Origin of the sequence: Vibrio fortis (assembly GCF_000695685.1) — a bacterium.
GTDB classification, from domain to species: Bacteria; Pseudomonadota; Gammaproteobacteria; order Enterobacterales; family Vibrionaceae; genus Vibrio; species Vibrio fortis_A.
Genome location: NZ_JFFR01000002.1, coordinates 408,862 through 434,643 on the forward strand (window position 1 = coordinate 408,862; position 25,782 = coordinate 434,643).

Consider the following 25,782-nt stretch of genomic DNA (forward strand, 5'->3'; position numbering starts at 1 on the left):
ATACTTCTATTAGGCATTGTCGTTTTTCTATATACTCCCTGTCTCTTTACCATTTTTAGTAGATTCAATGACTCAAGTAGACTGGCGACATGTTACGCCACAATATGATGAATACGCACATCAGTTAGAGCAATACCCTAACCTAACGCCCTTTTCATTTACTCAGATTCAGCATAGATTCCGTAATGCCTTAAGTCGCTTTGTACGCTTGTCTAGCCTATCACGCGTGTTACTCGTCAACGCACCTGATAATGCCATCTATCGTCAACTTATCATTGAATCATTGAGTCTCTCTACTTCAGACGATAATCACCCTGTAATCAGAACAGAATCACTTAATGCCGAAGCACTGTTCGATCAAATTGAGTCAAAAGATGGACAAGTAATTGCAACCAAGCAAGGCCTGCTTTCTAAAGCCGACAATGGGTTTCTTATTGTATCTGCGAATCTTATCCTCGCGAACCCAGGAAGCTGGCTATTACTTAAATCTGCCTTATTAGGCGATGAGATTGAACCAATCAGAAGCAACCCAGATCATCTATGTGCACCACAGTTACCTCGTACATATAACATCAAGCTCATCATAGTTGGTGATCGTGGCCAAATGGGCGACCTTGATTATTTAGACAGCGACATCCGCAGCGGCTTTTGTCTTTTTAGTGAGATTGAACAAGACCTTAAGTTAGACCAAGAGAGTTTGGTTGAGTATTTAGGTTACCTAAAATGGCTACAGCAACGCTATCAGTTACCAGAGCTTGATGTAGAAGCTGTTACAGCCTTACTTTGCGCTGGTGCTAGAGAAGCTGAAGATCAGACATATACCCCTTTGTGTCCAATTTGGCACAACACTTTGCTTAGTGAAGCGACTATTGAATCAAACAACACAGAAATCAATAGCATTCATATCGAGCAAGCTTTATCACACAAATACCAACGAGAGTCTTACCTTCCAGAGCGAGCTTTAGACGACATCCTTGATGGACAAGTGATCATCGAAACTCAAGGTGAACAAGTTGGCCAAGTTAATGGTTTAACCGTTATTGACGTCCCTGGACACCCTATCTCTTATGGTGAGCCTGCTCGTATATCATGTGTGATCCACTTTGGTGATGGCGATATCTCTGATGTAGAGCGCAAAGCCGAACTCGGCGGTAACCTACACGCTAAAGGCATGATGATCATGCAAGCGTTTGTGAGTGCCTCACTCAACCTTGAAGACCCGCTACCATATTCCGCATCAGTTGTATTCGAGCAGTCTTACTGCGAAGTTGATGGCGACAGTGCCTCGTTGGCAGAACTGTGTTCACTTGTCAGCGCCCTTTCAGAGTACCCAATCAATCAGCAAATTGCCGTTACAGGTGCTGTTGACCAATTTGGCCGCGTACAAGCTGTTGGTGGGTTAAACGAGAAGATCGAAGGCTTCTATCACGTCTGTAAACATCAAGGGCTAACAGGCGATCAAGGTGTTATTCTACCGCATACAAACTTGAAGCATTTAGCGCTTCAACCCGATGTTGTAGAAAGCATCAAAAATGGACAATTTCATATCTGGTCTGTATCAAATGTAGACGAAGCAATTCCTCTTATCATGAACAAACCATTTAGAGACGAAGAGCAAGAAAGCGTTCTTAGCAAAATCGCGGAACGTATTGAAAACTTTGAAAGACATGAACATCCGCCAGGAATTGTGGAACGCATCAAAAACTGGTTTGTCTAGTACTGATCGGACTTGTTTAGCGTACACCTGTTCACTAATATGCACCTATCAAAAATTGGAGTAAATTGATAATGCAAAACAAACGTGATTCTTACACTCGCGAAGAGCTTCTAGCTTCAAGCCAAGGCGAACTATGGCCACAAGGCCCTCAACTTCCAGCACCAAACATGTTGATGATGGATCGCATCACTAAGATGTCAGAAACTGAGGGTGATTTTGGTAAAGGTCTAATCCTTGCTGAGTTAGATATTACTCCAGACCTATGGTTCTTTGATTGTCACTTCCCGGGTGACCCTGTAATGCCTGGTTGTCTGGGTCTAGACGCAATGTGGCAACTAGTTGGCTTCTTCCTAGGCTGGGTTGGCGGCGAAGGTAAAGGCCGTGCTCTAGGTGTAGGTGAAGTGAAATTCACTGGTCAGATCCTACCAACTGCGAAAAAAGTAACGTACGAGATCCACATGAAACGTGTCGTTAACCGTAAGCTAGTAATGGGCTTAGCAGATGGTCGCGTTCTTGTAGATGGTAAAGAAATCTACGTTGCAAAAGACCTAAAAGTTGGCCTTTTCCAAGATACATCTTCTTTCTAAAAGAATTCTAAAGATAAAGCTGCTAACTGCAGCTTTTCTTTTGCGCCAAACATATTAGTTATAGTGCATTTAAATGGTTGATTATTTGCTGTAATCATTAAAATTGTCCCCTCCACCAGCTTCTCGTTCCCAAAAATAACAAGGCCCCGAAAATCGGAGCCTTTGAAATCCTTGACGTTTGTCCTATTACTTATAGAGACCTGCTTGTTTGTCATCTTTGGCATCACGCCAACCACCTAGCCAATACGACCGAGAATCCATTTGGCTATACGGGCAAGCTTCTTGCGACCTTCCATTTAAACCAGCCTTGTAGCCTTGAGATTGTGCTCGTTCTAGGCGATCACGCTTTTGTCTCTTCATAGTGCAGTCCTCATACGGGTGTCCATTTCTAAACATATAATGATTACAACATCGTGGAGTTTCTGTGACTCCAACTTTAAGAATTAACCAAGATCCTACTTTTCTCAAGGCGAAAAAAAGCCCAAGTTCAGAACTGTGAACTTGGGCTCAAGAGCTAAAATTATTTAAATTTTCTACGGAACCCGAGGAAACCAAGCAGTGTCAAAGCGAAAATACCAAGGCCTGCACCTTGACGTTCAACATTTTGAGAATCAGTTCCACGCGCTTGTATATCAGCAGACGTCGCACCAGAGATTGGTACTAGCTTCACAGCTACAACTTCTTCTACCGCATCAGATGATGCATTTCCACAGTATGAGTTATGCGACGTAGTATCGTACTGTTGTGCTACACCATTCACTGTACATTTGATAGCAGTAGCAGAAATCACCCCAGCATCGTTAATATCTGACGCATCGATAACACGGAAAAAGTTATTCTCGTCTGAGAAATCTTGACCATCAGCATTAGCGCCGTTGGTCAGGTCGTCTAACCACCAAGCTTTGTTATCGAATAATGCAATTCTTGACGCTTCAGTACCAGTTGCTTGATACGGGTAAATAAAGCCTCTATGGCGACGTTCGCTTCCATCAACTTCACGAGTTGTATCAGCATCAACTTGACCTACAAACTCATTATACTTATTAACCGACTTAGCTTCGCTGCCTGCACCAGTAAAGAAAATACTACCTGATAAAAATGTAGCAGTAGGAGTTGCACTTGAAGCATCCTCTACGATGAACGCCTTGTTCGCAGCACTACCATTTTCTGGCACATAACCATTGCGCTTGGCATATCCAACAGCAAATAGATTTTTATTAATATCAGACACGACCGAGTTGCTAAATATAGCATCATCACTCGATGAACCTGACTTCACCTCGGCTCCAGATACTGATGTTGTAGTCCAAGTTACTGTCGAAAGGTCGATTGAAGATGAAAAATCTAGATCATTACTAACAAAAACGCTTGCGTTTAGATCTTGCAGATCACCGCTTCCATCAACGGTATTGTATCCTACACCATAAAGTTTATTACCAACTTCAACTAGGCCACGCATACTACCTTGAGCAAAGTAATCGCCTGTCTGTGATGGGTAATCATCGTTATTACTCCATGCTATTTGGTTATTCACCGAAGCATTCCATAATGAGGCTTTAGAGCTAAAAGTGGTACTTGACGTACTTGTTCCTGCACCTTTCTCAGAAATACTACCGAAGTTCAATATGGTACCTTCCGAGAGAGTTAATGCTCCCCAAGCTCGTGATTCAGAGTCTGATGTTAAGGCTACAGTGGTAATAGCTTTATTTCGAATACTATCATCACCGTTAGTGTCACCCTCAGAAGCAACACCAAGGGGCTGAGCTGTAGTATCTAAAGCATTGATCACTGAATTGTATTGATTAATACTTGACGTTGCACCCTCAATAAACGCTTGTGCATTGACCTTCGTTAGGTCATTGATTTCATCGCTCCAAGTATTCCAACGTTGTACTGCCCAACTTTCACAAGTTGAATATCTCAATTCGCGATAACAGTAGTTCTCAAAGTCGTTAAACTCTTGGATATATTGAAACGCAGCATCCATCGCAAAAGGCACTTCTTCACGATAACTAACACCTTCAACCGTATTACGTGTTTCGCCCGCTAACTTAAACGAACCGGTTGTACAGTTTGTCGCGTTAGAATCGAAACAACCCATAGCAAGCTCATTAGACCCATCCGTCGCACTACCAGGTTGAATAGCAACACCGAAAGTTTCAGTTGCGTTCGTAATCGCTGCAGGTTTCTCTACCTCAACGACTTGGTATAAGGCAGCGTTAGCGTTCGTCGCAGCCAATACTAAGGCTGCAATTGTCGTTAACTTAAAATTCGTACTACTCATTATTACTTCTTAACTTTCCTGTTGTAGTGCCTCGAGCTCTTCCCAACGCTCAAAAGCAACTTCTAGCTCCTGCTCTACAGCAGATAGCTTATCTAAAACTGGTTGTGTCTGCTCTACAGGATTTGAGAAGAAGTTAGGTTCATTCACTTCTTCCTGAAGAGTTTCAATTTGGGCTTCCAATTCCTCTAAACGCATAGGTAACGCTTCAAGCTCTCGCTGTAGCTTATACGATAACTTCTTAGGTTTAGCCTTAGCTGGCGCAGTTTTGGGAGTTTCCTCAACTACTTTTGCTTTCTTTGATGGCTTTTCAACCTGACGCGACTGAAGAACTTGCGCTCGTTGTTGTTGAGCGTCGTGATAGCCACCAACAAATTCTTCAATAACGCCGTTTCCCTCAAAGATCCAGCTTGTCATAACCGTGTTATCTACGAACTGACGGTCGTGGCTTACTAAAAGAAGCGTCCCCTGATAGTTGGCAAGCAAATCCTCTAAAAGTTCCAAAGTTTCGATATCTAAATCGTTAGTTGGTTCATCAAGAATCAACAAGTTGTTCGATTTGAGAAAAATACGAGCAAGCAACAGTCGGTTCTTCTCACCACCAGAGAGAGCTTTAACCGGCGTGCGTGCACGTTTAGGTGAGAATAAGAAATCTTGTAAGTAGCTCAGAGCGTGTCGTTCACGACCACCGACCATCACTTCCTGCTTACCGTCAGCAAGGTTATCAATAACCGACTTCTCTGGATCTAAAATCTCACGGTATTGGTCGAAGTAAGCCACTTCGAGTTTAGTACCACAATGCAGACGACCAGAATCAGGCTTAAGCTGGTCTAATAGAAGCTTAAGTACTGTACTCTTACCACAACCGTTAGGACCAATCAGTGCAATGCGGTCACCACGCATAATGTTGAAGCTGAAATCTTTCACGATCTCTTTGCCTTCAAAACCAAAGTTCAGGTTCTCTGCTTCGAATACAATCTTACCTGAACGCTGTGCATCATCGATTTGAATAACGGCCTTACCCTGCACTTCACGGCGATTCTTACGCTCTTCACGGAGCTTTTTAAGTGCACGTACGCGCCCTTCGTTACGAGTACGACGAGCCTTAATGCCTTGACGAATCCAGACTTCTTCTTGAGCAAGCTTTTTGTCGAACTCAGCGTTTTGCATCTCTTCGACGCGAAGCGCTTCTTCTTTCTCTACAAGGTAGTTGTCGTAATCACCAGGGAATGAGCTCAATTGCCCACGATCTAAATCAACAATACGAGTAGCCATTGATTTAATGAACGCACGGTCGTGAGAGATAAAGATGATAGAACCACGGAAGTCCTTTAAGAAACCTTCTAGCCACTCAATCGTTGTTACGTCTAGGTGGTTAGTCGGCTCATCAAGAAGTAATACGTCAGGGTCACATACAAGCGCACGAGCCAGAGCCGCTTTACGCTGCCAGCCACCTGACAAATCGGTTAACTTAGTGTTTGGAGACAGTTTCAAAGCCCCAAGAACATTGTTAACGCGATCATCAAAGCGCCATGCGTTCGCATGATCCAGCTCTTCTTGAACACGAGCTAAACGGTTAATATTCTTCTCACTTGGATCTTCCGCAATAAGATCCAATAGATCATGGTAGATCTTTAGCTTCTTACCAATTTCCGCTAAGCCACCAGAAACATACTCATAAACCGTTCCCTCTTCATTACGAGGAGGATCTTGCTCCAAGCGCGATACAACAACATCTTGTGTCACTTGCATCTTACCGTCATCCATAATGATCTCGCCAGCAAGGACCTTCATTAAGGTTGACTTACCAGCGCCATTACGGCCTACCAAACAAACACGCTCATTTTCTTGCAGAGCGAAGTCTGCACGATCTAATAATGGGTGATCACCAAATGCTAACTGACCATTATGAATTGTAAGTAATGCCATTCTTTCTTAACCAATCGTTTAATTCTAACAAGCCAAAGGGCCAGTTCAGTTCTGTACTAATATTGCCGTCGGAGCTTTCGTATTTGAGTACGGGAATAGTGACCCCGTAACGGGAAAATAGCTCATCATCAAACGCAATATCAACCACTTGAACGTGCTGGCTAATGTTTAACTGTTCCGTAAGTTCAAATGCCATCTCACATAGATGGCATCCTTCAGTACTGTATAGTGTCAGCACTTATCTATCCTTATTCGTGTACAACACATTACTTGTGAGTAATAACCCAACAGTTATGGATGTGCTTATTACGTGCGAAATCTAGAGGCAATGTCTTACCAGAAATGTTCTGTGCTTTAAGGCCTAACGCCTCTAGGCCTTCTAGGTCCATTTTAAAGTGACGTTTGTTGTTCGAGAACACAATCGTACCTTCTTCACGAAGAATGCGTTTTAGATTCTCCATCAACTGAAGATGGTCACGCTGTACATCGAATGTCTGCTCCATACGCTTAGAGTTAGAGAACGTTGGTGGATCGATAAAGATAAGATCGTAGTTACCATTCTCTTTTGCTAGCCATTGTAGACAATCAGCTTGAACAAATTGGTGTTGGCGGCCTACTCGACCGTTAAGCTCCATGTTTTCTTTTGCCCACTCTAGGTAGGTATTCGACATATCGACAGTCTTAGTCGTGCGAGCACCACCAACCGCAGCATGAACTGTTGCAGAGCCGGTGTAAGCGAACAGGTTCAAGAAATCTTTACCCGCTGCCATCTCACCAATGCGTCGACGTGTTAATTTGTGGTCCAAGAACAGACCCGTGTCTAGGTAATCATGAAGGTTTACGATCAGCTTCACGCCATATTCGTTTACTTCTAGATTCGAAGAGTCTTGAGATAACTTCTGATATTGAGAAGACCCTTTCTGCTTCTGACGCACTTTAAGAACGACATTGTTCGCTTCTACGCCTGTTACCTGAATAGATGCGCGAATGATGTCTGTTAGACGGCGTTTCGCCTTCTCTTCAGGAACGTTCTTCGGTGCTGCATACTCTTGAATCACAAGGTGACCCGGATAAACGTCGATAGCGACGTTGTATTCTGGAAGGTCTGCGTCGTAGATACGGTAGCAGTCAAGTTGCTCTTTCTTAGCCCATTTACCAATTTTGCCAATGTTCTTTTTCAAACGGTTAGCAAAATCTGGGGCGATTTGTTGTTCTTGCTGCTCAGAAGGACGCTCTGACATAGGGCGGTCAGAGATTGAGTAGTTCTTTTGGTGACACGGTAACGCACCATTGTTCAATTTGAACTGTTTGTCAGCACGCATACGTAGGCAGCTTAGCAGTTCATCAGAGCTAGAGAAGATTGACGCATTGCAACCGCCAAACTCTGTTTTCAATTGAGCACCAAATGCTGTGTACAGTGCGATAAGGCCCGGTTCTGTACCTAGACGCTCACCATATGGTGGGTTCGATACAATAACACCGTTATCAAACTCAGCAGGACGTTTCACTAGCGCCGCATCACCCAGTTCGAATTCGATTAAGTCATCAACGCCAGCACGGCGCGCGTTATCACGCGCTGTTTTCAAAACACGTGCGTCGTTATCATAGCCGTAGAACTTGCACTCTACTTTTTTCAAACCGCGACGCGCTTGAACATTGGCTTCTGATTTGATTTCCGCCCATAGCTCAGCATCAAAGTCTTCCAGAGCTTGGAAGCCCCACTTCTGACGTTTAACGCCTGGCGCCATGTTTGCTGCCATCATTGCCGCTTCAATAACTAACGTACCCGAACCACACATTGGATCTAAGAATGGTTTTGTCGCATCCCAACCACTACGTAGCAGGATTGCTGCAGCTAAAGTCTCACGTAGAGGTGCACGACCAGATTCTGGACGATAGCCACGTTGGTGAAGACCGCTACCGACCATATCCACGCCTAAGATCGCTTTATCACGATGCAGACGAACATGGATACGGATATCTGGGTTCTCTTTGCTGATATTTGGACGAGGTAAAGATTTCTTTTCGAAGCAATCGACAACCGCATCTTTAACCTTCATCGCACCATATTGGCTGTTACGAATCTCACGGTTAGTACCGTTGAAATCAACCACAAAACGCTTAGAGCTGTGGAATTGATTTACCCAGTTTACTGCCGTCGTAGAAAGGTACAGGTCCATGTCATCTTGACAGGTGAACTCAGAAAGCACACGTACAAATCTTGAAGCCAAACGACTCCACAAACAACAACGATAAATCTGCTCATTCGTCGCTTTGAATTTAACACCTGCTTGAACAGGTTTTGCGTTTGTAATCCCTAGTTGGGTTAGTTCTTCAACTAATAAATTCTCAAGGCCGTTTGAGGTAACCGCTAGATATTGATTCATAGTGTTCTTTTATTGATAAAAATGAGCTCGATTATACCTTATTTGAGTCAATAAGCGTCACTCTAAACACATCTTTTCATTGATTCTTCCACCTAATTGCTCAGCAAATGTTCACTGAGCGAAGCAGTCGCTAACTCTCTAAGCCAACATATACCTTGCGCTCAAAAAACAACCTTATAACAGACTCTATGCACTAAATATTCACTCGAATATAGGTTTTTGAATTATTATTCCGCCACAATTTGGTATATACCAAATGAAAAACAGGGGTGTAACTCGATTACAAAACCACTTAAACAGGGAATTTTATAGGCCTATTTCAAGAAATCGGGTCAAAGATGTGTTGAAATTAAGTTGAAAAAATAAGCTTTGGTTGTGTAAAAAAGCGCCTCATAGACAAATTATCTATGAGTGATTTGGTTGGATTACTGAATTTCAGGTATAAAAAAATCGACCCTGAGGTCGATTTTCTTGAGTGTGAGAGCGTTGTTTTTGACTAACCTACCATCGCTATGTGGCGGTGATGATGCAGGATAGCATTTGCGTCTACCATTCTATCGTGCATCACTTTAATGGAGTCACCAAACTGAAGTGCTTTTGATGAGGTTAGATTGAATTCATCAAGGTCTACTGAAGCACATAAACTCGCGTTCTCTCCAACCTCTAGCACAATGAAGTAACCTAAACTGTATTGGTTGTTCATACGCACAATGTCGCCCTCTTCTGGGCATTCATGGCCTTGAATCTGAGACTCAAAAAACCAACTTTTCGGCTGAACAGGTTTATGGAAGCGCTTTGCAGCAACACAGTATAGTGCCAGTTCTGCTTGACGCGGCTCAGAAAGCTCTAGCCCGGAGATCTGTTCTTTGAAGGTCTGGTACGAAGAAGCATCATCAACAGTGAATTCGTTCTCTTTAAATGCACAATCCACCAGCTTGTTACGGACGAGGTTAGTTTTGAAAATCATATCCTCCCCCAGATTTAGCATTAATGAACATTGCTGTTCATCGTAGTACCAACTCCATGTATCACTAGGTTTAAGCATCGTTTCGTCTCACACTGTTGAAGCATTCCATTAGGTAAAACGCAAAATTACCCTTCAATGCAGTAATTTTACTGAGCAATAGGCAAAAAAAAAGAGGAAATGAAATTCCTCTTTTCTCTAAAACTCAGCGAGTTACAGTGTATCTTTTAGTGATATCTATCAACCTATAACGTGACGTTCAAGATCGTCGTTAGCATTATAGGTTTTTAACAATATCACTCACTAGGCTTGGACCTTTGTAAATGAAACCTGAGTAAACTTGAACAAGTTTAGCACCAGCCATCATTTTCTCTTTTGCTGCTACATAAGAGTCAACACCGCCTACCCCAATGATAGGAAGCTTATCACCTAGTTCCTCGTGAAGCTTACGAACAACTTCAGTGCTGCGAGATTGAACTGGACGACCACTTAGACCACCAGCTTCGTCAGCATGCTTCATACCTTCAACGATTGAACGATCCAGTGTTGTGTTGGTTGCGATCACACCATCGATCTTATTTTTGATCAATGATTCACAGATTTGGCTGATTTCATCATCACTTAGATCCGGTGCGATCTTCAGTGCAAGAGGGACATACTTACCGTGTTTCTGTTCTAACTCAGCTTGCTTAGTTTTTAGCTCAGCCAAAAGCTCATCTAGTGCTTCACCGTATTGTAGAGAACGAAGTCCCGGAGTATTTGGTGAAGAGATGTTTACAGCAATATAGCCTGCGTACTGATAAACCTTTTCCATACAGATTAGGTAATCTTCAGCGCCCTTCTCAATTGGAGTATCTTTGTTCTTACCGATGTTGATACCAAGAATGCCATCGTAGTTTGATCTCTTAACATTCTCGATTAGGTTATCGACACCAAGGTTGTTGAAACCCATACGGTTGATAATGCCTTCCGCTTCAACAAGACGGAAAAGACGAGGTTTGTCATTACCCGCTTGAGGGCGTGGAGTAACAGTACCTACTTCAACAAAGCCGAAGCCCATTGCACCGAATGCATCAATACACTCGCCGTTCTTATCTAAGCCAGCAGCAAGACCAACTGGGTTTTTAAACGTTAGCCCCATCACCTCTACAGGACGATGCGGTAACTGTTGACGGTAAAGCAGATCGACAGGAGTGCCAGTGAAACGCTTGAAGTTTTGAATTGCAAGATCATGTGCCTTTTCGGCATCAAGTTGGAAAAAGCCAGTTCTGGCTAGACGGTAAAGCATTGTGCCTCCGATAGAAAAAAGCCCCGTGTAAACGGGGCGATATTATTTACTTATTTACCCAACAATTCAATCTATTACTACCAGTAAGGGTAAGATAATTCGAATTCTTAACAAAGTTCGTCAATAATTAGGCAAACGTTATCGTCTATCTACTTGGAACTTAAAGTAATTAACAATCTCGCCCTATTTTGACGCATAAAAAATGGCAGCCCCGCTCGGCTGCCACTTCATATTGGTACTTAGTTCCCTAAACCTTATTGGTCTTTCGACATACAGTTTAGATTAAGAAGCATAAGTTCACGTAAAGCTACTGAGAACTTAGCAAACTCATGAACTGAGCCGACTTTAAACTCGTTTAGGATGCTTTCCCAGCGATGCAGTGATACTGCATTACTTTCCATCCAATCATCCAGTGCCTTAATCACATCAAGGTCCGCCGCACAGCCACATGTTAGAACTTGGCCGGTTAGTTGACGTTGCTGCCAATCAAGATCTTCACGGAATGCAGCACGAGCCAGTGCTTGCCAGTTATTATCTACTGCTTGGCTGTTGATCTGTTTCAAGAACCAGTGCAGTGACAGACGGTCACCAAGGTTAAAGTACAGTTTAGACGCTTGTTCAACAGTTTTACCCGTTTCACGAGCTACTGTGGATATATCCAGTGCTGAGTACAGGCTAGACAAACGCGCTACCGAGTTTGCTAGCTCTTCTTCAACACCTTGCTCTATCCAAACCTTAGCAACTGAGTTGTGCTCTTCTACTTCTGCAGCGACTAGCGTTTCATCAAGAACCTTAGTAATCGCATTCACATCTTCGCGGTATAGCTCAATCAGTGCAGTCACAGACTGTTTGCCAGGACGGTTTCTTAACAACCAACGGCTGATACGACGCATCGCACGACGAACATTGAAGATAAGATCGTATTGCGCGTCAGACGAAGCCACGTTATCCAGTGCACGAATACGCTTAAGCACATCACCAAAACCGTAGATCTCACGTGATGCTGTGTAAGCATTTGCGATATCAACGATGTCTGCACCCGTCTCTTCTTGAAGACGAGTCACGAAGTTACAGCCCATTTCGTTAACCATTTGGTTAGCCAGTGCTGTTGCAATGATCTCAGCGCGTAGCGGATGGCTATCCATGTGTTGCACATAGTTACGGCGTAACTCAGTTGGGAAGTACTGGATCAATTGTTGCGCATGGAACTCATCGTTCGCAATCTCATCACAAACAAGATCTTCTTTCAGTACCATCTTCGCGTATGCAATAAGTACAGATAGTTCAGGACGTGTTAGTGCGTTACCCTGCTTCTCACGCTCAAGCAGTGTCTCATCATCTGGAATATACTCTAGACCACGATCTAGGTAACCTGCTTTCTCCATAGTGTGAATAAAGCGAATTTGCTCTTTCACTAAGCTTACACCTTGGTGCTCGGTTACAGAGATAGACTCAGCTTGGCAGTAAGCATCATCCAGTACAATCTCACCGACTTCATCTTCCATCGACTCAAGCACTTGGTTACGCTGCTTAACTGTTAGATCACCATTGGACACTAGGCCATTCAAGAAGATCTTAATGTTTACTTCGTTATCCGAGCAATCAACACCACCAACGTTATCAACAAAGTCAGTATTTACGCGACCACCAGCTAGACCATACTCAATACGACCCAGTTGAGTCATACCTAAGTTACCGCCTTCACCAACAACTTTCGCTTGTAGGTCACGGCCATCGATACGTAACACGTCGTTTGCACGGTCACCTACATCAGTATGAGTCTCATTTGAAGATTTCACATAAGTACCGATACCGCCATTCCAAAGTAGATCTACCTTCATAGACAAGATCATCTTGATCAAATCATTTGGCGCTAACGATGCTTTCTTAGTACCAAGCATCTTTTGGATTTCAGGTGTCAGAGCAATTGACTTAGAACGACGAGAGAAAATACCGCCACCCTTAGAAATCAGCTCTTTGTTGTAATCTTCCCAGCTAGAACGTGGTAGATTGAATAAGCGATTACGCTCTTCCCAGCTGCTCGCAGATTCTGGATTCGGGTCGATGAAGATGTGCATGTGGTTAAACGCAGCTTGCAGACGAATGTGCTTAGATAGCAGCATACCGTTACCAAATACGTCACCCGCCATGTCACCAACACCAATTGCAGTGAAGTCTGTGGTTTGACAGTCGATACCCATTTCACGGAAGTGACGCTTAACCGATTCCCAACCACCTTTTGCAGTGATACCCATCGCTTTGTGGTCGTAACCGTTAGAGCCACCCGATGCGAATGCATCACCTAGCCAGAAGTTGTATTCAGCAGATACTGAGTTCGCTAAATCTGAGAAGGTTGCGGTACCTTTATCTGCAGCAACAACCAAGTACGGATCATCTTCGTCGTGACGAACAACACTCTTAGGTGGAATAACTTCACCTTCAATGATGTTATCGGATACATCCAGTAGTGCGCGAATAAAGCGTTTGTAACAACGTTGCCCTTCAGCAAAGATTTCGTCACGGCCAGTCATCGTGTGTTGACGCTTACATACGAAACCACCTTTCGCACCAACAGGAACAATCACAGTGTTCTTAACTTGTTGCGCTTTAACTAGACCAAGAATCTCGGTACGGAAATCTTCTTGACGATCTGACCAACGAAGACCACCACGAGCCACTTTACCGCCACGTAGGTGAACACCTTCAATGTCTGGTGCGTAAACGAAGATCTCAAATGCCGGAACTGGTGCCGGGATATCTGGAATCTCGCTTGGCTTCATCTTAAGTGCTAGCCATGGTTTTGCTTGTTTGTTCTCGTCTACTTGGTAGTAGTTAGTTCGAAGCGTTGCACTGATCATTTCCATGTAACGACGAATGATACGATCATCATCCAAGCTCTCTACATGATCTAACTGCTCAGTGATTGTGTTGATAAGATCTTGTTGACCTTTCGCACTGCCTTTGTGTTTAGGATCAAAACGCTTGGCAAACAGCTTAACCAGACCTTTTGCAAGTTCAGGGTAATGCGACAGTGTTTCTTCAATGTATTGTTGACTGAATGGGAAGCCGACTTGACGCATGTAACGAGCATACGCACGAAGAATAGAGATTTCACGGCCTGATAGACCAGCACCCAGTACTAGGCGGTTGAAACCATCACTCTCAAGCTCACCTGCCCAAATAGCTGCGAATGCTTGTTGGAAAAGATCACGCGCTTCACGAAGATCAATCGTCTCTTCGCTCTTATGCAGCATTGAGAAATCAAGGATCCAGTATGTAACGCCATTGGTCTTACGAACTTCATAAGGCGACTCACCAATCACGCGCAGACCCAAGTTTTCCAACATAGGCATAACGTCTGAAAGGTGGATTGGCTCATCACTGTGGTAGAAAAGCTTCAGTCGAACCGCTTTCGAGTCCGCTGCCTCTTCTTGTGGGCGATAGAACAACATGCCAAGCTTGTTTTCTTCAGTCAGAGCTTCCAAGCGCTCAATATCTGCAACCGCAGAACCTGGCATCATGTCTTCTTTGTATGAACGTGGGAATGCACGCATGTACTCTTTCGACAGAGGAAGTCCCTTGCTCTCACCAAAGTTTGCAATGATTGACTCCGATAGGCGGTCATCCCAAGTCGATGATACTTCCATTAAATTCTGCTCGATTGTCTTAACGTCAACGTCCATGTTGTTGTTATCAACACGAACAATGTAATGCGTTCTAGCCAGTGGGCTTTCAGAGAAATAAGTCGTGAACTCCACTTCTTGCTCACAACCAAAGTACTGCTTAAGAATACGTTGAGTTTGACGACGCAATTCAGTGTTGTATCGGTCTTTAGTCACATACACCATACAGCTAAAGAAACGTCCGAACGGGTCTTTGCGAACAAACAGACGCAGTAGATCGCGATCTTGCATCTGTACAACACCAGTACCGACTTCTAACAACTCTTCTTCACGAGCTTGAAGAAGTTCGTCGCGTGGGTAGTTTTCAAGAATATTATGCAGTGCTTTGTAAGAGTATGAACCTTCACGGTAACCACTTGCTTCCAGAATACGCTCTACCTTCTCGCGCACGAGTGGGATCGTTTCTACTGTGTGGTTATAAACTGCAGATGTGTAAAGACCTGTGAAACGGTGCTCACCGATCACTTTACCATTCTCATCAAACTTCTTAATTCCGATGTAATCGGTATATGCCGGACGATGGATGCGTGACGCTGTATTACCTTTCGTTAGAATAAGAACGTAAGGCTTCTTCGCTTCTAGTCTTGCCGAGTCAGAGAATTCAGACAGTTTTACATCACGAACACGATTTGAGTTCGCGAATAAACCAAGGCCTTGCTCTTCCGTTGGTTTTAAAACTGTATCGCCATCAACAGATACTAAGTCGTACTCTTTGTATCCCATGAAAGTGAAATTGTGCTCACCTAGCCAACGCAAAAACGCAACGGTCTCTTCGAAACGTTTTTCGTCAACTGGAATAGAATCTTTTTGCGCTTCAACTTGGTCTGTAACCGTTTGTAGTCGCTCAACCATTTTCATCCAGTCATTAACAACCAGACCAGTATCGCGGAAGATCGCCAGTAACTCTTCTTTCAGTTGAGTCATTTCAGCTTTGCTGCTTAAGCGGTCAACCTCAATGTGGAACAGTGACTGGAAAACACCTTCGTTAGCACTAACACCGACGACATCGCCTTTTTCTGAACGAAGAATTTGAGTTGGGTTGTGGAGCATTAAGTGAGAAGAGAGATCAAGGCGTGTTAGTGCCATTTTTACCGAGTCGACAAGAAATGGGCTGTCTGGCACCACAATTTCAACAATCGTGTGCGTTGATTGCCAACCCTGGCGACTAACCGTCGGGTTGAATACTCGCACAGAGATATCGTCGGCTTTCTTCTCATTGATGTGATGCCATAAGCTAACTACAGCACCATATAAATCGGATTCGTTTCTCTGGATAAGGTCGTCGTGAGAAACATTACTAAACATGTGTTGAGCAAGTTGAGTTACTAGAGGTCGATGAGCAAGGTCTAGTTTGTCTTGAATCAGTTTGTACACTTTTTCAAGCAAAACTGGAACCACAGTTTCACGTGCGGTCATAGTCACACTCCACAATTAAAATTGTATTTTATTATTAGGGGGATCACTCAGCTCGCTCGAAAACAGGGCCCTAAACCTCTGGTTTCACAAGCGAGTTAAGCAAAGGTAATGCATCCATTTATTGTAAAAGCATTATTGAAAAATAGTTAATAATTTTCAGGCTGGTAGGAGGTGAAATGTTTGATTATGTGATTAAGATTCCTTTTAACTCTCTAGTTATGGCGAGGCTTACAGAGCTTCTAACTTAATAAACTTATTATTTTGGTCAGTTGTTAGTCTAAACAGCCCTTTCACCCCTATTTGTGTAAGAAATGGTCTGAATCGAGTTGCAGGTAATTGGAGCCTTAAACCCGTCGTCGTAATAACATGTACGTTACTTGCGGCCCCCGAATAATTCGCCAAAAATTGCTGATAAGTAATGTTGAGTCTGAAATGGTAGCTGTTCATACAATACCTGTATAAATAAACAGTATCCCGAAAAATCGGCACTTTTGATTAAAAAGCCAGCAATACAAATGCATTACTGGCTTAAATTTAAACATTATCTGACTATATCGCTTTTCGCTGTATAGTTAGAAGATAATCTCGCTAAAGTTAGCAGAGAATCACGACCTAGATTACGCCTCAAGCGCTTTCGTCACTTTCTCAAACAGGTCTTTTGCAAGATTGTCCATCGACTTTAACGTCTCAAGTTCCGCTTTGATCAACGCTTGGCGCTCTTCGTCGTATTTACGGAATTTAAGTAGTGGGTCAATCAATCGAGAAGCAACTTGCGGGTTAGTGCTATTTAGCTCACGCAGGATCTCACCCGCAAACTCATAGCCCTTGCCTGACTTGTCATGGAACTGAACTGGGTTCATGTTCAGGAATGAGCCAACCAAGTTACGTGTACGGTTCGGGTTCTTTAAGCTAAATGCTTGATGAGACATAGATGCTTTGATCACTTCTAGCGCATCGCTACTTGGGTTGGTACCTTGCAGTGCAAACCATTTGTCCATGACCAAACCGTCGTGCTTCCACTTATCGCTGTAGTCAGTCATTAGCGTTTCACGACACGCAAGCTGCGCACTGTTCGCCGCACCCATTGCTGCCATCGTATCTGTCATATTATTCGCAGATTCGTACATCTCAACCGCCAGGTCATTACCAAGTTCTGTGTGTGCTAGGTAGCTCAAGCAAACTTTACGCAATGTACGCTTACCAATTGAGTCATGAACGATGGTGTACTCTTTTAGCGCATGGCTATGGTATACAGCAGCCAGTTCATCTTGCAGTTCTGTAGCCAGTGTTACTTTCATTGATTTCAGTACAGATGCAATTGCATCGATATCGACACGCTCATACCAGCCCGACACTTCATTGTGGCTTGGTAGTGATAGCATCTCAGCGATAAACGCGGGTTCAAGAGTTTCACTCAGTAGTACTCCACGGAACGCATCAACGACCGAAGAAGACAGTTCAAACTCTTTACCTTGCTGTACATTCGCTACATTACTGCGGATGTATTTTGCCAATAGCATCTGGCCTGCATCCCAACGAGAAAATTCATTGCGAGCGTGAACCATCAAGAAGATAAGTTCTTCGTCTGAATAATCATATTCCAGTTTCACAGGAGCAGAGAACTCACGCAGTAGAGATGGAATGGGTTGCTCTTGAACGTTATCAAATACGAAGGTTTGCTCCGCTTCTTTGACATCTAACACATTGCCTACTCGCTCACCGTTACATTGTAACTCAATCACATCGCCCTTCGATGTGTAGAGTTCGATGTCGAAAGGAATGTGTAGCGCTTGTTTTTCAGATTGCTCGTGTGTTGGCTCTGTGCGTTGGCTTGTCTTCAACGTGAACTGTTTAGCTTCTGCATCGTAGTGACTTTCTACAGATAAAGTCGGTGTACCCGATTGGCTGTACCATAAACGGAACTGAGTCAGGTCGACGCCTGATGCATCTTCCATTGCTGCCACGAAATCTTCACAAGTCGCTGCTGTGCCATCATGACGCTCAAAGTAAAGCTTCATACCTTTTTGGAAGCCCTCTTCACCCAGCAAAGTGTGGATCATACGAATAACTTCACTGCCTTTCTCGTAAACCGTCAAAGTGTAGAAGTTATTCATTTCGATCACTTTCTCAGGACGGATTGGATGAGACATTGGGCTCGCATCTTCTGCGAACTGAGGACCACGAATAATACGAACATTATTGATTCGGTTTACCGCTCTTGAACCTAGATCAGAAGAGAATTCTTGGTCGCGGAATACAGTTAGACCTTCTTTCAGGCTTAATTGGAACCAGTCGCGACAAGTAACGCGGTTACCAGTCCAGTTGTGGAAGTATTCGTGACCAATTACCGCTTCGATGCCGAGGTAATCTGTATCCGTTGCCGTTTGGTCATTAGCCAAAACAAATTTAGAGTTGAATACGTTAAGGCCTTTGTTCTCCATCGCACCCATGTTGAAGAAATCAACCGCTACGATCATGTAGATATCTAGGTCGTATTCTAAATCGAAGCGCTCTTCATCCCACTTCATCGAATTCACTAGCGACACCATCGCATGGTTTGCGCGGTCTAGGTTGCCTTTGTCAACAAAGATTTCTAAATCAACATTGCGGCCAGATTGAGTCGTGTATTTGTCACGCAGTACATCAAAGTCACCTGCAACCAATGCGAACAGGTACGCTGGTTTTGGATGCGGGTCTTCCCACTTAACCCAATGACGGCCATTCTCTAATTCGCCTTCATCGATACGGTTACCATTGCTCAATAGGAATGGGTTTTCCGCTTTGTCAGCGATGACTGTCGTAGTGAACTTAGCCAATACATCAGGGCGATCCATGTAATAAGTAATACGACGGAAACCTTCCGCTTCACACTGAGTACAGAAAGCACCACCAGACTTATATAAGCCTTCTAATGCGCTGTTACCTTCCGGGTTCACTTCCGTCACAATTGTTAGATCAAACTCTTGCGGAAGTTCTGTCAATGTTAGTTGCGTTTCAGATTGCTCGTACTGAGTCCACTCTGCGCCATTGACCGACACAGATACCAGCTTCAAGCCTTCACCATCCAGAACCAGTGTTGAGCTTTCCTTTTCTTGCTTCACCTTAGAAACGGCGGTCACGATAGAAGCCGTGTCATATAGGTCAAATGTTAGGTCTATCTCAGAGATACTGTGAGAAGGTGATTGATAATCTTTACGATACTTGGCTTGAGGGGTATGTGCCATGACTTGTTCCTTTTGATCGTTATGCGTAAATTTGAAATAACTGTATATATCTAAAGGCAGTTTAGTCAGAACACAAGGGCTAGATGAACAAAAAGAGGCATTTGGTATAAATGCCTCTTATATTTGCTAGTTTTTTAACCAGAAATGTTATTTATCACTGTGATTGGGGGCAACGTTACTATTTTCCATCAATCAATAGAAGTAACAAACCAACACAACCTCTTTGGAAACAGCGTGTTAACGAATCCTGTTGAGCACGGCATACATGTCACTTTCTTCGCCTTCTAGCGTCAATACATCACTATTAAGTGTATAACGCGTACCATGCTCGCCATCTTCGTATAGAAGAACCAGTTGATCACCTTCGGTGTAGTAAACACCACGCTGAACGATCTCCCCGCCTGATTCATCGGACACTCGGAACATAAAAATGAAGTCAGGTTGTAACACTAAGTCCATTTTTTGGATGTTGCTTGCTCTTAAATCACTGCCTGAAAGCTCTGCACTCGACCAGATTCCGGCCAGCGCATTGGGTAACGCTTTGGTGAAAAGAACGCCGTTGAGGTTCAACATATTATGATTACTGCTATAAGAGTAAACCTGAGGTTCAGAGGTGTTTAGACCAAGAATGATGGTATCGCCGTTAGCGTTATACATTCCTTCCCAGTGATCGACACTAAAATCTCTCTTTTGAATATCGATGCTAAACGTGTAGTTGGAATCTAGGGTGAGCTTAATCGCTCGGAAATCTTCAGTGCCATCTTCAGGATTAGGGTTTAGTAAATACCAGTCGCCCAGCAAAAGTGGAAGATCGAAGTGCGACAGATTACTGTCACTCTTAGCTGGTTGGGTTGGCTCAGTTGGTACCGGTGCAGCACCTTCACCAGCTGTAGCGATAAATGATAGACAAGATAATGTCAGAAGTATCCATTTCATACGCGCCCCCTTATGTTTCTTTAAGCTTAGGCACGTTATTCATATAAAGCGAAAAATATGATCCAAATCACTAAATTTTACTTACGAAGTAACATTATTGTCATCTTAAGAGTAGAAAGCGCGAATCACTCGCAAACAACAGACAATAAAAAAGCGAGCACAAGGCTCGCTTTTAATCATTCTTTAAGAACTACTTCTTAAGCATATCTAGCATGATCGCAACCGACTCGTCGAGGTAAGCATCAGGAGCTTCATAGTCTTTAGACACATCATCGAGAGTCTTAAAGGCTTCTTCACCGTTAGCTTTTTGACGCAGGTTGATACGTTCTAAACGAAGCGCTTCTGCTGTATCTGTCTCTTCTTGTCTCATTTTCTCGTTAAGAGAAAGCATGTTGTCGTCTTTATCTGCTTTGTATTTTTCAATATCTTGAGCGATAAATCCGAACTCCATGTCTTGAGCAATACGAGCTTGATGCTGCGTCGTTAACTTCGCGATTTGTTCATCGTTACGCTGTAACACAGAGTATTTTGCTTTGTCGATACTGTCCCATGGTAGCGCATTATCTTCTACACTCTCACCTGTTTCAGCAGGATCGACTGGCGTCGGATAAGCGATATCTGGTACAACACCTTTGTTCTGTGTACTACCACCATTGATTCGGTAGAACTTTTGAATGGTATATTGAACATAACCTAACTCTTTATCGAATAAATCGTAGATATGATTCAATGAGCGGTGTTGTTGTACCGTACCCTTACCAAACGAGTTCTCACCCAAAATGATTGCTCGACCATAATCTTGCATTGCTGCAGCGAAGATTTCTGATGCCGATGCACTGTATCGATTAATCAAAACTGTTAGTGGACCTTGATAGCTGATTTCGCCATCGGTATCACTGTTCACTTTGACACGACCATAGCTATCACGAACTTGAACAACTGGGCCTTCTTTAATGAACAGACCAGAAAGTGCCGTTGCCTCGGTCAGGGCGCCACCACCGTTGTTACGAAGATCAACAATAATACCGTCGACACCTTGCTTCTTAAGGTCTGTAATCAGTTTATCAGTATCTTTTGAAAGACCAACGTAGAAGCTCGGTACTTCAAGTACACCAATCTTCTTACCGTCTTTCTCAATCACTTCAGACTTAACGGCTCGGTCTTCTAGACGAATCTTATCGCGAACAATTGTGACAACGTGACTTTTTGCATCTTTGCCATCAGGCAGGATCTGAAGCTTAACCTTGGTTCCTTTTGGACCTTTGATTAATTGAACAACGTCATCCAATCGCCAACCAATAACATCAACGATCTCTTCACCATCTTGACCGACACCAACAATGCGATCCCCCTCGCCCAACTGTTTACTGTTAGACGCAGGACCACCAGCAACTAATGAACGAATAACCGTGTAGTCATCGGTCATTTGTAATACAGCACCAATCCCTTCTAAAGAAAGGTTCATTTCTGATTGGAACTGCTCGGCGTTGCGTGGCGACAAGTAGCTAGTGTGAGGGTCAACTTCTCGAGCGAATGCATTCATGTAAATCTGGAAAGCATCTTCGTTATGCGATTGCGTAATTCGCTTCATCGCATTGTTGTAACGCTTTTCCAAAACTTCTTGAATTTCAGGCCACTCTTTACCCGTCAGCTTGAGATTCAACGCGTCGTATTTAACACGTTTGCGCCAAAGCTCATTCACTTCGGCGGTATCTTTAGGCCAAGCCGCTTCACTACGGTCGAGTTCAATGCTTTCGTCGACATCAAACTTGATCTCTTCATCAAGCAGAGACAACGCATACTGAAAACGTTCAAAGCGCTTTTGCATTGAGAGGTTGTACACATCAAAAGCGATCTGGTTATTACCGGCTTTCAATTGGTCATCAAGTTGAATGGCTTTAGAAGTAAACGAGTCGATATCCGCTTGAGTGAAGATATTGCGGTTATAGTCGAGCATCTCTAGATAACGATTAAAGATAGCTTGAGAGAAATCGTCGTTGAGATTGAAGTGTTTGTAATGAGAGCGCGTGAAACGAGAAGTTACACGTTTACTCGCGGTTTCATGTTGGACTTCAGGAGCGAGTAGAGGCAAATCATCCTGATCGAGTTTGGCTTCTAGAGCCTGAGCTGAAGCTGCTAGCCAAAAGCTAGCAGCAATCAGTGTCAATTTTGAACGGCATTTCATGCGTAGGAGTATCTCCTTTAAGCGCGCAAGTGCTCCGCTTTAACAACCATTTGTAGGCCGTTTGCTAACTGAACACGTACATCTTCCTTATTGATTTCAACAATGGTCGCAGCCATGTTTCCTTTACCCATGTTCACATTCACTTCTTTGCCAGTAACGAATTCGTCAGCATTTAGAGCGCGTGTTTCAACAGGCTTTTCTACTTTTGGAGCTTTTGGTGCTTGACGACGAGGCTGTTGAGCTTTCTTCGCCTTAGGTTTTGCTTTGTTCTCTTCGCGAGCTTTTTGCGCTTGCTCTTTACGACGAGCTTGAACTTTTGCTTTGCTTTCTGCAAGAGTCGCTTTAGCGTGCTCTACGTGCTCTTCTTCTAGAACACCACATGCGTTGCCATCTAGGTCAACACGCTCTGCACCAGCTTTTACGCCGTGCAGGTAACGCCATGATGAAGTGTACTGTCTTAACGCTGCACGTAGCTGAGTCTTGCTTACTTTCTCGTCTTCACTTAGACGTTCAGCAAGATCTTGAAAAATACCAATTTTAAGTGGTTTTGCTTCACCTTCTAGAGTAAAGCATTTAGGGAAACATTCAGCAATATATGCGATAACTTCTTTGCTGTTTTTTAACTTTTCAGTGTTTTCCATGAGGGTTCCTGGTTTTTGCGGTTTTCCGCGAGCATTAAGAAAATATTTTTACGTATTATAGAGAGATGCTTGGGAAAAACCACAGTAAGAGAATAATTTATGCCTTGTTCGTATGCGAATTAAGCAGCTTTTCCACTTCTGCCATGAAAAATACCAATCCTTCCTCATCAATTTCGCTAAATCGGCCAACATTTGGGCTATCGATATCAAACACGCCAGCAATTTGACTACTGTTCGAGAACGGAATCACGATCTCTGAATTACTTGCTGCATCGCAAGCGATGTGACCTTCGAACTCATGTACGTCGTATATACGCTATACAGAATTTGTTGCCACTGCCGTTCCACACACGCCACGGCCAACTGGAATACGAACACACGCAGGTTTACCTTGAAATGGACCAAGAACCAACTCATTGCCTTTCATTAAGTAAAAGCCTGCCCAGCTAAGATCGTCAAGTTCCATCGACAGTAATGCACTGATATTTGACAAATTTGCGATCATATCGGTTTCTGATTCGATTAAAGCGACGGCTTGTTTGGTTAAGCGATGGTAATGTTCTATTTTCATATTAACTTCCAATTAAATTGAGACTTCCATTATCAAGAGAACGCAGTAGAATGCGGCCACCAACCCAAATAGGACTTATTCTCATTACAATGACCAATTCAGATGACACTATCAGCCGCTCTTGGTTGATGACTCAAGTAAAAAAACACAAGTCCAAGCTGGTGTTTGCCAACATTATTGCCATTCTCGCCACGCTCATCAGTGTCCCTATTCCTCTATTAATGCCGTTGATGGTTGATGAAGTACTGCTCGACAAGCCCGCCTCAGGCTTAGAGATGATGAATCATCTACTACCAGATTCAATGCAAACGCCCACAGGCTACATTGCACTCACTTTGCTGTTAGTTATTGTAATGCGTACAGTTAGCCAAGGGCTTAACATCCTGCAGGGGCGCCAATTTACCCTAGTATCGAAAACCATCACCTACCAAATGCGTAGCAAGATGATCGACAAGCTTGGGCGCATTAGTATCAGACAGTACGAAACAAAAGGGAGCGGCGGGATCAATGCTCACTTAATCACTGACATAGAGACCATCGATAAATTCATTGGTTCAACACTGTCTAAGTTTCTGATCAGCTTTCTTACCGTGCTCGGCACATCAATTGTCTTGCTCTGGTTAGAGTGGCGCTTGGGTTTGTTCATCCTATTGGTTAACCCTGTGGTCATTTACTTCTCTCGAAAACTCGGAAGTAAAGTTAAACACCTTAAGAAGCATGAAAACCAGTCTTTTGAGCGTTTCCAGAATCGTCTTGTCGAGACTCTCGATGGCATTTATCAACTAAGAGCGGCTAATAAAGAACGAATCTTCTTGGACGAACTTAAACAGCAAGCAGACCAAGTTCGTATCGATGCAGACAAATACGCTTGGCAATCTGAAGCTGCTGGTCGCCTATCATTTCTTCTATTCTTGCTCGGCTTTGAACTGTTTAGAGCTGTGGCGATGTTAATGGTGTTGTTTAGCGACTTAACCATTGGTCAAATTTTTGCGGTATTTGGTTACCTTTGGTTTATGTTGGGCCCCGTGCAAGAGCTACTTGGTATTCAGTTTTCTTGGTACAGCGCGAAGGCGGCATTAAAACGTATCAATGACCTGCTTACACTTGAGGAAGAGCACCGCCCTATCAGTAAAGTAAATCCATTCTCTGAAAATAAAGAAGTGTCAGTTGATATTGAAAATGTTACATTCTCTTACACTTTAGAAAACACTGTTTTAAACCAACTCTCGCTTTCTATTCCAGCAGGGAAGAAAGTAGCGCTGGTGGGTGCAAGTGGTGGCGGTAAATCCACGTTAATCCAACTACTGATTGGTGTTTATCGCGCAGACTCGGGTCACATTAAATACAATGGTGAGACGACGGACGACATCAGCTTCGATGTAATTCGCAATCAAATAGCCGTTGTTTTACAACAACCTATACTTTTCAACGATACATTAAGGCATAATCTAACCCTTGGTGCTGATTACGACGAAATGTCGTTGTGGCGCGCTCTAGATATTGCTCAAATGCAAGACGTCATTTCGCAATTAAGTGATGGTCTAGATACACAAATTGGTAAGAACGGAGTTCGTCTATCTGGCGGTCAAAGACAGCGTTTAGCTATCGCTCGAATGGTGTTGAGTAATCCTAAGTTTGTTATCCTCGACGAAGCGACATCTGCCCTAGATACTGCAACGGAAGCTGCGCTACACAAAGCGTTGAGTGAATTTTTGAAAGACCGCACAACATTGATTGTTGCGCATCGGCTTTCAGCGGTAAAACAAGCTGACCTCATCTATGTATTAGAAGATGGGCAAGTAACACAAACAGGTACACATGGTGAATTGGTTGAACAACAAGGACTGTATCAAACACTCTACGGCAGTGTGCAATCTCACGCCTAACGTTTGTTCATCATCTAAGGGCGAGCCTAATACTCGCCCAATCAAACAAAACCAGTTTCCATTTAGCAACAATCAAATCATCTTGTG

The 25,782-nt window shown here is 43.5% G+C and carries 16 protein-coding genes and 1 pseudogene; 3 read left to right on the top strand and 14 right to left on the bottom strand.

Going from position 1 to position 25,782, the window contains the following annotated elements:
• Nucleotides 1-67 precede the first annotated feature (67 nt).
• Nucleotides 68-1,717 carry a S16 family serine protease gene (locus tag VFDL14_RS20705; protein WP_032549105.1) on the top strand — a complete coding sequence of 550 codons (1,650 nt, stop codon included), beginning with the start codon at nt 68-70 and terminating at the stop codon, nt 1,715-1,717.
• A gap of 71 nt (nt 1,718-1,788) precedes the next feature.
• On the top strand, nt 1,789-2,304 hold the full coding sequence (gene fabA / locus VFDL14_RS20700) for a bifunctional 3-hydroxydecanoyl-ACP dehydratase/trans-2-decenoyl-ACP isomerase (RefSeq protein WP_032549106.1): 516 nt from the start codon (nt 1,789-1,791) through the stop codon (nt 2,302-2,304).
• Between the two features lie 186 nt (nt 2,305-2,490).
• Here the strand turns inward: fabA and rmf are convergent, their stop codons facing one another.
• From rmf to VFDL14_RS0122885, 14 genes and pseudogenes are all read right to left on the bottom strand, one after another.
• A complete protein-coding gene (gene rmf / locus VFDL14_RS23790) occupies nt 2,491-2,664 on the bottom strand; it encodes a ribosome modulation factor (RefSeq protein WP_084181794.1) in 174 nt (57 codons plus the stop codon).
• A 160-nt stretch (nt 2,665-2,824) separates the two neighbouring features.
• Complete coding sequence (locus VFDL14_RS20690) at nt 2,825-4,588, bottom strand: DUF3466 family protein (protein ID WP_032549109.1); 1,764 nt, start codon at nt 4,586-4,588, stop codon at nt 2,825-2,827.
• A 9-nt stretch (nt 4,589-4,597) separates the two neighbouring features.
• Nucleotides 4,598-6,514: an ABC transporter ATP-binding protein gene (locus tag VFDL14_RS20685; RefSeq protein WP_032549110.1), complete on the bottom strand. Its 1,917-nt coding sequence runs from the start codon at nt 6,512-6,514 to the stop codon at nt 4,598-4,600.
• Entirely contained in the window at nt 6,492-6,752 is a 261-nt protein-coding gene (locus VFDL14_RS20680) for a glutaredoxin family protein (protein ID WP_084181796.1), read from the bottom strand. Before VFDL14_RS20680 ends, VFDL14_RS20685 begins: the two co-directional genes overlap by 23 nt.
• Before the next feature lie 28 nt (nt 6,753-6,780).
• Nucleotides 6,781-8,901 carry a bifunctional 23S rRNA (guanine(2069)-N(7))-methyltransferase RlmK/23S rRNA (guanine(2445)-N(2))-methyltransferase RlmL gene (gene rlmKL / locus VFDL14_RS20675; protein WP_032549113.1) on the bottom strand — a complete coding sequence of 707 codons (2,121 nt, stop codon included), beginning with the start codon at nt 8,899-8,901 and terminating at the stop codon, nt 6,781-6,783.
• A 496-nt stretch (nt 8,902-9,397) separates the two neighbouring features.
• On the bottom strand, nt 9,398-9,946 hold the full coding sequence (locus tag VFDL14_RS20670; RefSeq protein WP_032549115.1) for a cell division protein ZapC: 549 nt from the start codon (nt 9,944-9,946) through the stop codon (nt 9,398-9,400).
• 196 nt (nt 9,947-10,142) lie between these two features.
• The gene (pyrD, locus tag VFDL14_RS20665; RefSeq protein ID WP_032549116.1) at nt 10,143-11,153 is read right to left on the bottom strand and encodes a quinone-dependent dihydroorotate dehydrogenase; all 1,011 of its coding nucleotides are present in this window, start codon (nt 11,151-11,153) and stop codon (nt 10,143-10,145) included.
• 254 nt (nt 11,154-11,407) lie between these two features.
• Nucleotides 11,408-16,252: an NAD-glutamate dehydrogenase gene (locus tag VFDL14_RS20660; RefSeq protein ID WP_032549117.1), complete on the bottom strand. Its 4,845-nt coding sequence runs from the start codon at nt 16,250-16,252 to the stop codon at nt 11,408-11,410.
• A gap of 228 nt (nt 16,253-16,480) precedes the next feature.
• Nucleotides 16,481-16,699, bottom strand: a complete 219-nt coding sequence (locus VFDL14_RS23795) for a DUF2835 domain-containing protein (RefSeq protein ID WP_084181798.1) — start codon at nt 16,697-16,699, stop codon at nt 16,481-16,483.
• Nucleotides 16,700-16,869: 170 nt separating this feature from the next.
• Complete coding sequence (pepN, locus tag VFDL14_RS20655) at nt 16,870-19,476, bottom strand: aminopeptidase N (RefSeq protein WP_032549118.1); 2,607 nt, start codon at nt 19,474-19,476, stop codon at nt 16,870-16,872.
• A gap of 237 nt (nt 19,477-19,713) precedes the next feature.
• On the bottom strand, nt 19,714-20,412 hold the full coding sequence (locus tag VFDL14_RS20650) for a hypothetical protein (RefSeq protein WP_032549119.1): 699 nt from the start codon (nt 20,410-20,412) through the stop codon (nt 19,714-19,716).
• Between the two features lie 190 nt (nt 20,413-20,602).
• Complete coding sequence (gene prc / locus VFDL14_RS20645) at nt 20,603-22,597, bottom strand: carboxy terminal-processing peptidase (protein WP_032549121.1); 1,995 nt, start codon at nt 22,595-22,597, stop codon at nt 20,603-20,605.
• A gap of 17 nt (nt 22,598-22,614) precedes the next feature.
• Nucleotides 22,615-23,238 (bottom strand): RNA chaperone ProQ, encoded by a 624-nt coding sequence (proQ, locus tag VFDL14_RS20640; protein WP_032549122.1) that lies wholly within the window; start codon nt 23,236-23,238, stop codon nt 22,615-22,617.
• A gap of 97 nt (nt 23,239-23,335) precedes the next feature.
• Nucleotides 23,336-23,809: pseudogene (locus tag VFDL14_RS0122885) on the bottom strand (GAF domain-containing protein).
• An 89-nt stretch (nt 23,810-23,898) separates the two neighbouring features.
• Between VFDL14_RS0122885 and VFDL14_RS20635 the strand changes: the two are divergent.
• Nucleotides 23,899-25,695: an ABC transporter ATP-binding protein gene (locus tag VFDL14_RS20635; RefSeq protein WP_032549123.1), complete on the top strand. Its 1,797-nt coding sequence runs from the start codon at nt 23,899-23,901 to the stop codon at nt 25,693-25,695.
• Nucleotides 25,696-25,782: the final 87 nt, after the last annotated feature.

Bases quoted from the DNA above. Each gene is read 5' to 3' on its own strand.
- VFDL14_RS20690 (WP_032549109.1), bottom strand. From the start codon at position 4,588: ATGAGTAGTACGAATTTTAAGTTAACGACAATTGCAGCCTTAGTATTG.
- VFDL14_RS23795 (WP_084181798.1), bottom strand. From the start codon at position 16,699: ATGAACAGCTACCATTTCAGACTCAACATTACTTATCAGCAATTTTTG.
- pepN (WP_032549118.1), bottom strand. From the start codon at position 19,476: ATGGCACATACCCCTCAAGCCAAGTATCGTAAAGATTATCAATCACCT.
- pyrD (WP_032549116.1), bottom strand. From the start codon at position 11,153: ATGCTTTACCGTCTAGCCAGAACTGGCTTTTTCCAACTTGATGCCGAA.
- VFDL14_RS20705 (WP_032549105.1), top strand. From the start codon at position 68: ATGACTCAAGTAGACTGGCGACATGTTACGCCACAATATGATGAATAC.
- VFDL14_RS20650 (WP_032549119.1), bottom strand. From the start codon at position 20,412: ATGAAATGGATACTTCTGACATTATCTTGTCTATCATTTATCGCTACA.
- VFDL14_RS20685 (WP_032549110.1), bottom strand. From the start codon at position 6,514: ATGGCATTACTTACAATTCATAATGGTCAGTTAGCATTTGGTGATCAC.
- prc (WP_032549121.1), bottom strand. From the start codon at position 22,597: ATGAAATGCCGTTCAAAATTGACACTGATTGCTGCTAGCTTTTGGCTA.
- fabA (WP_032549106.1), top strand. From the start codon at position 1,789: ATGCAAAACAAACGTGATTCTTACACTCGCGAAGAGCTTCTAGCTTCA.
- rmf (WP_084181794.1), bottom strand. From the start codon at position 2,664: ATGAAGAGACAAAAGCGTGATCGCCTAGAACGAGCACAATCTCAAGGC.
- VFDL14_RS20635 (WP_032549123.1), top strand. From the start codon at position 23,899: ATGACCAATTCAGATGACACTATCAGCCGCTCTTGGTTGATGACTCAA.
- VFDL14_RS20660 (WP_032549117.1), bottom strand. From the start codon at position 16,252: ATGACCGCACGTGAAACTGTGGTTCCAGTTTTGCTTGAAAAAGTGTAC.
- rlmKL (WP_032549113.1), bottom strand. From the start codon at position 8,901: ATGAATCAATATCTAGCGGTTACCTCAAACGGCCTTGAGAATTTATTA.
- VFDL14_RS20670 (WP_032549115.1), bottom strand. From the start codon at position 9,946: ATGCTTAAACCTAGTGATACATGGAGTTGGTACTACGATGAACAGCAA.
- proQ (WP_032549122.1), bottom strand. From the start codon at position 23,238: ATGGAAAACACTGAAAAGTTAAAAAACAGCAAAGAAGTTATCGCATAT.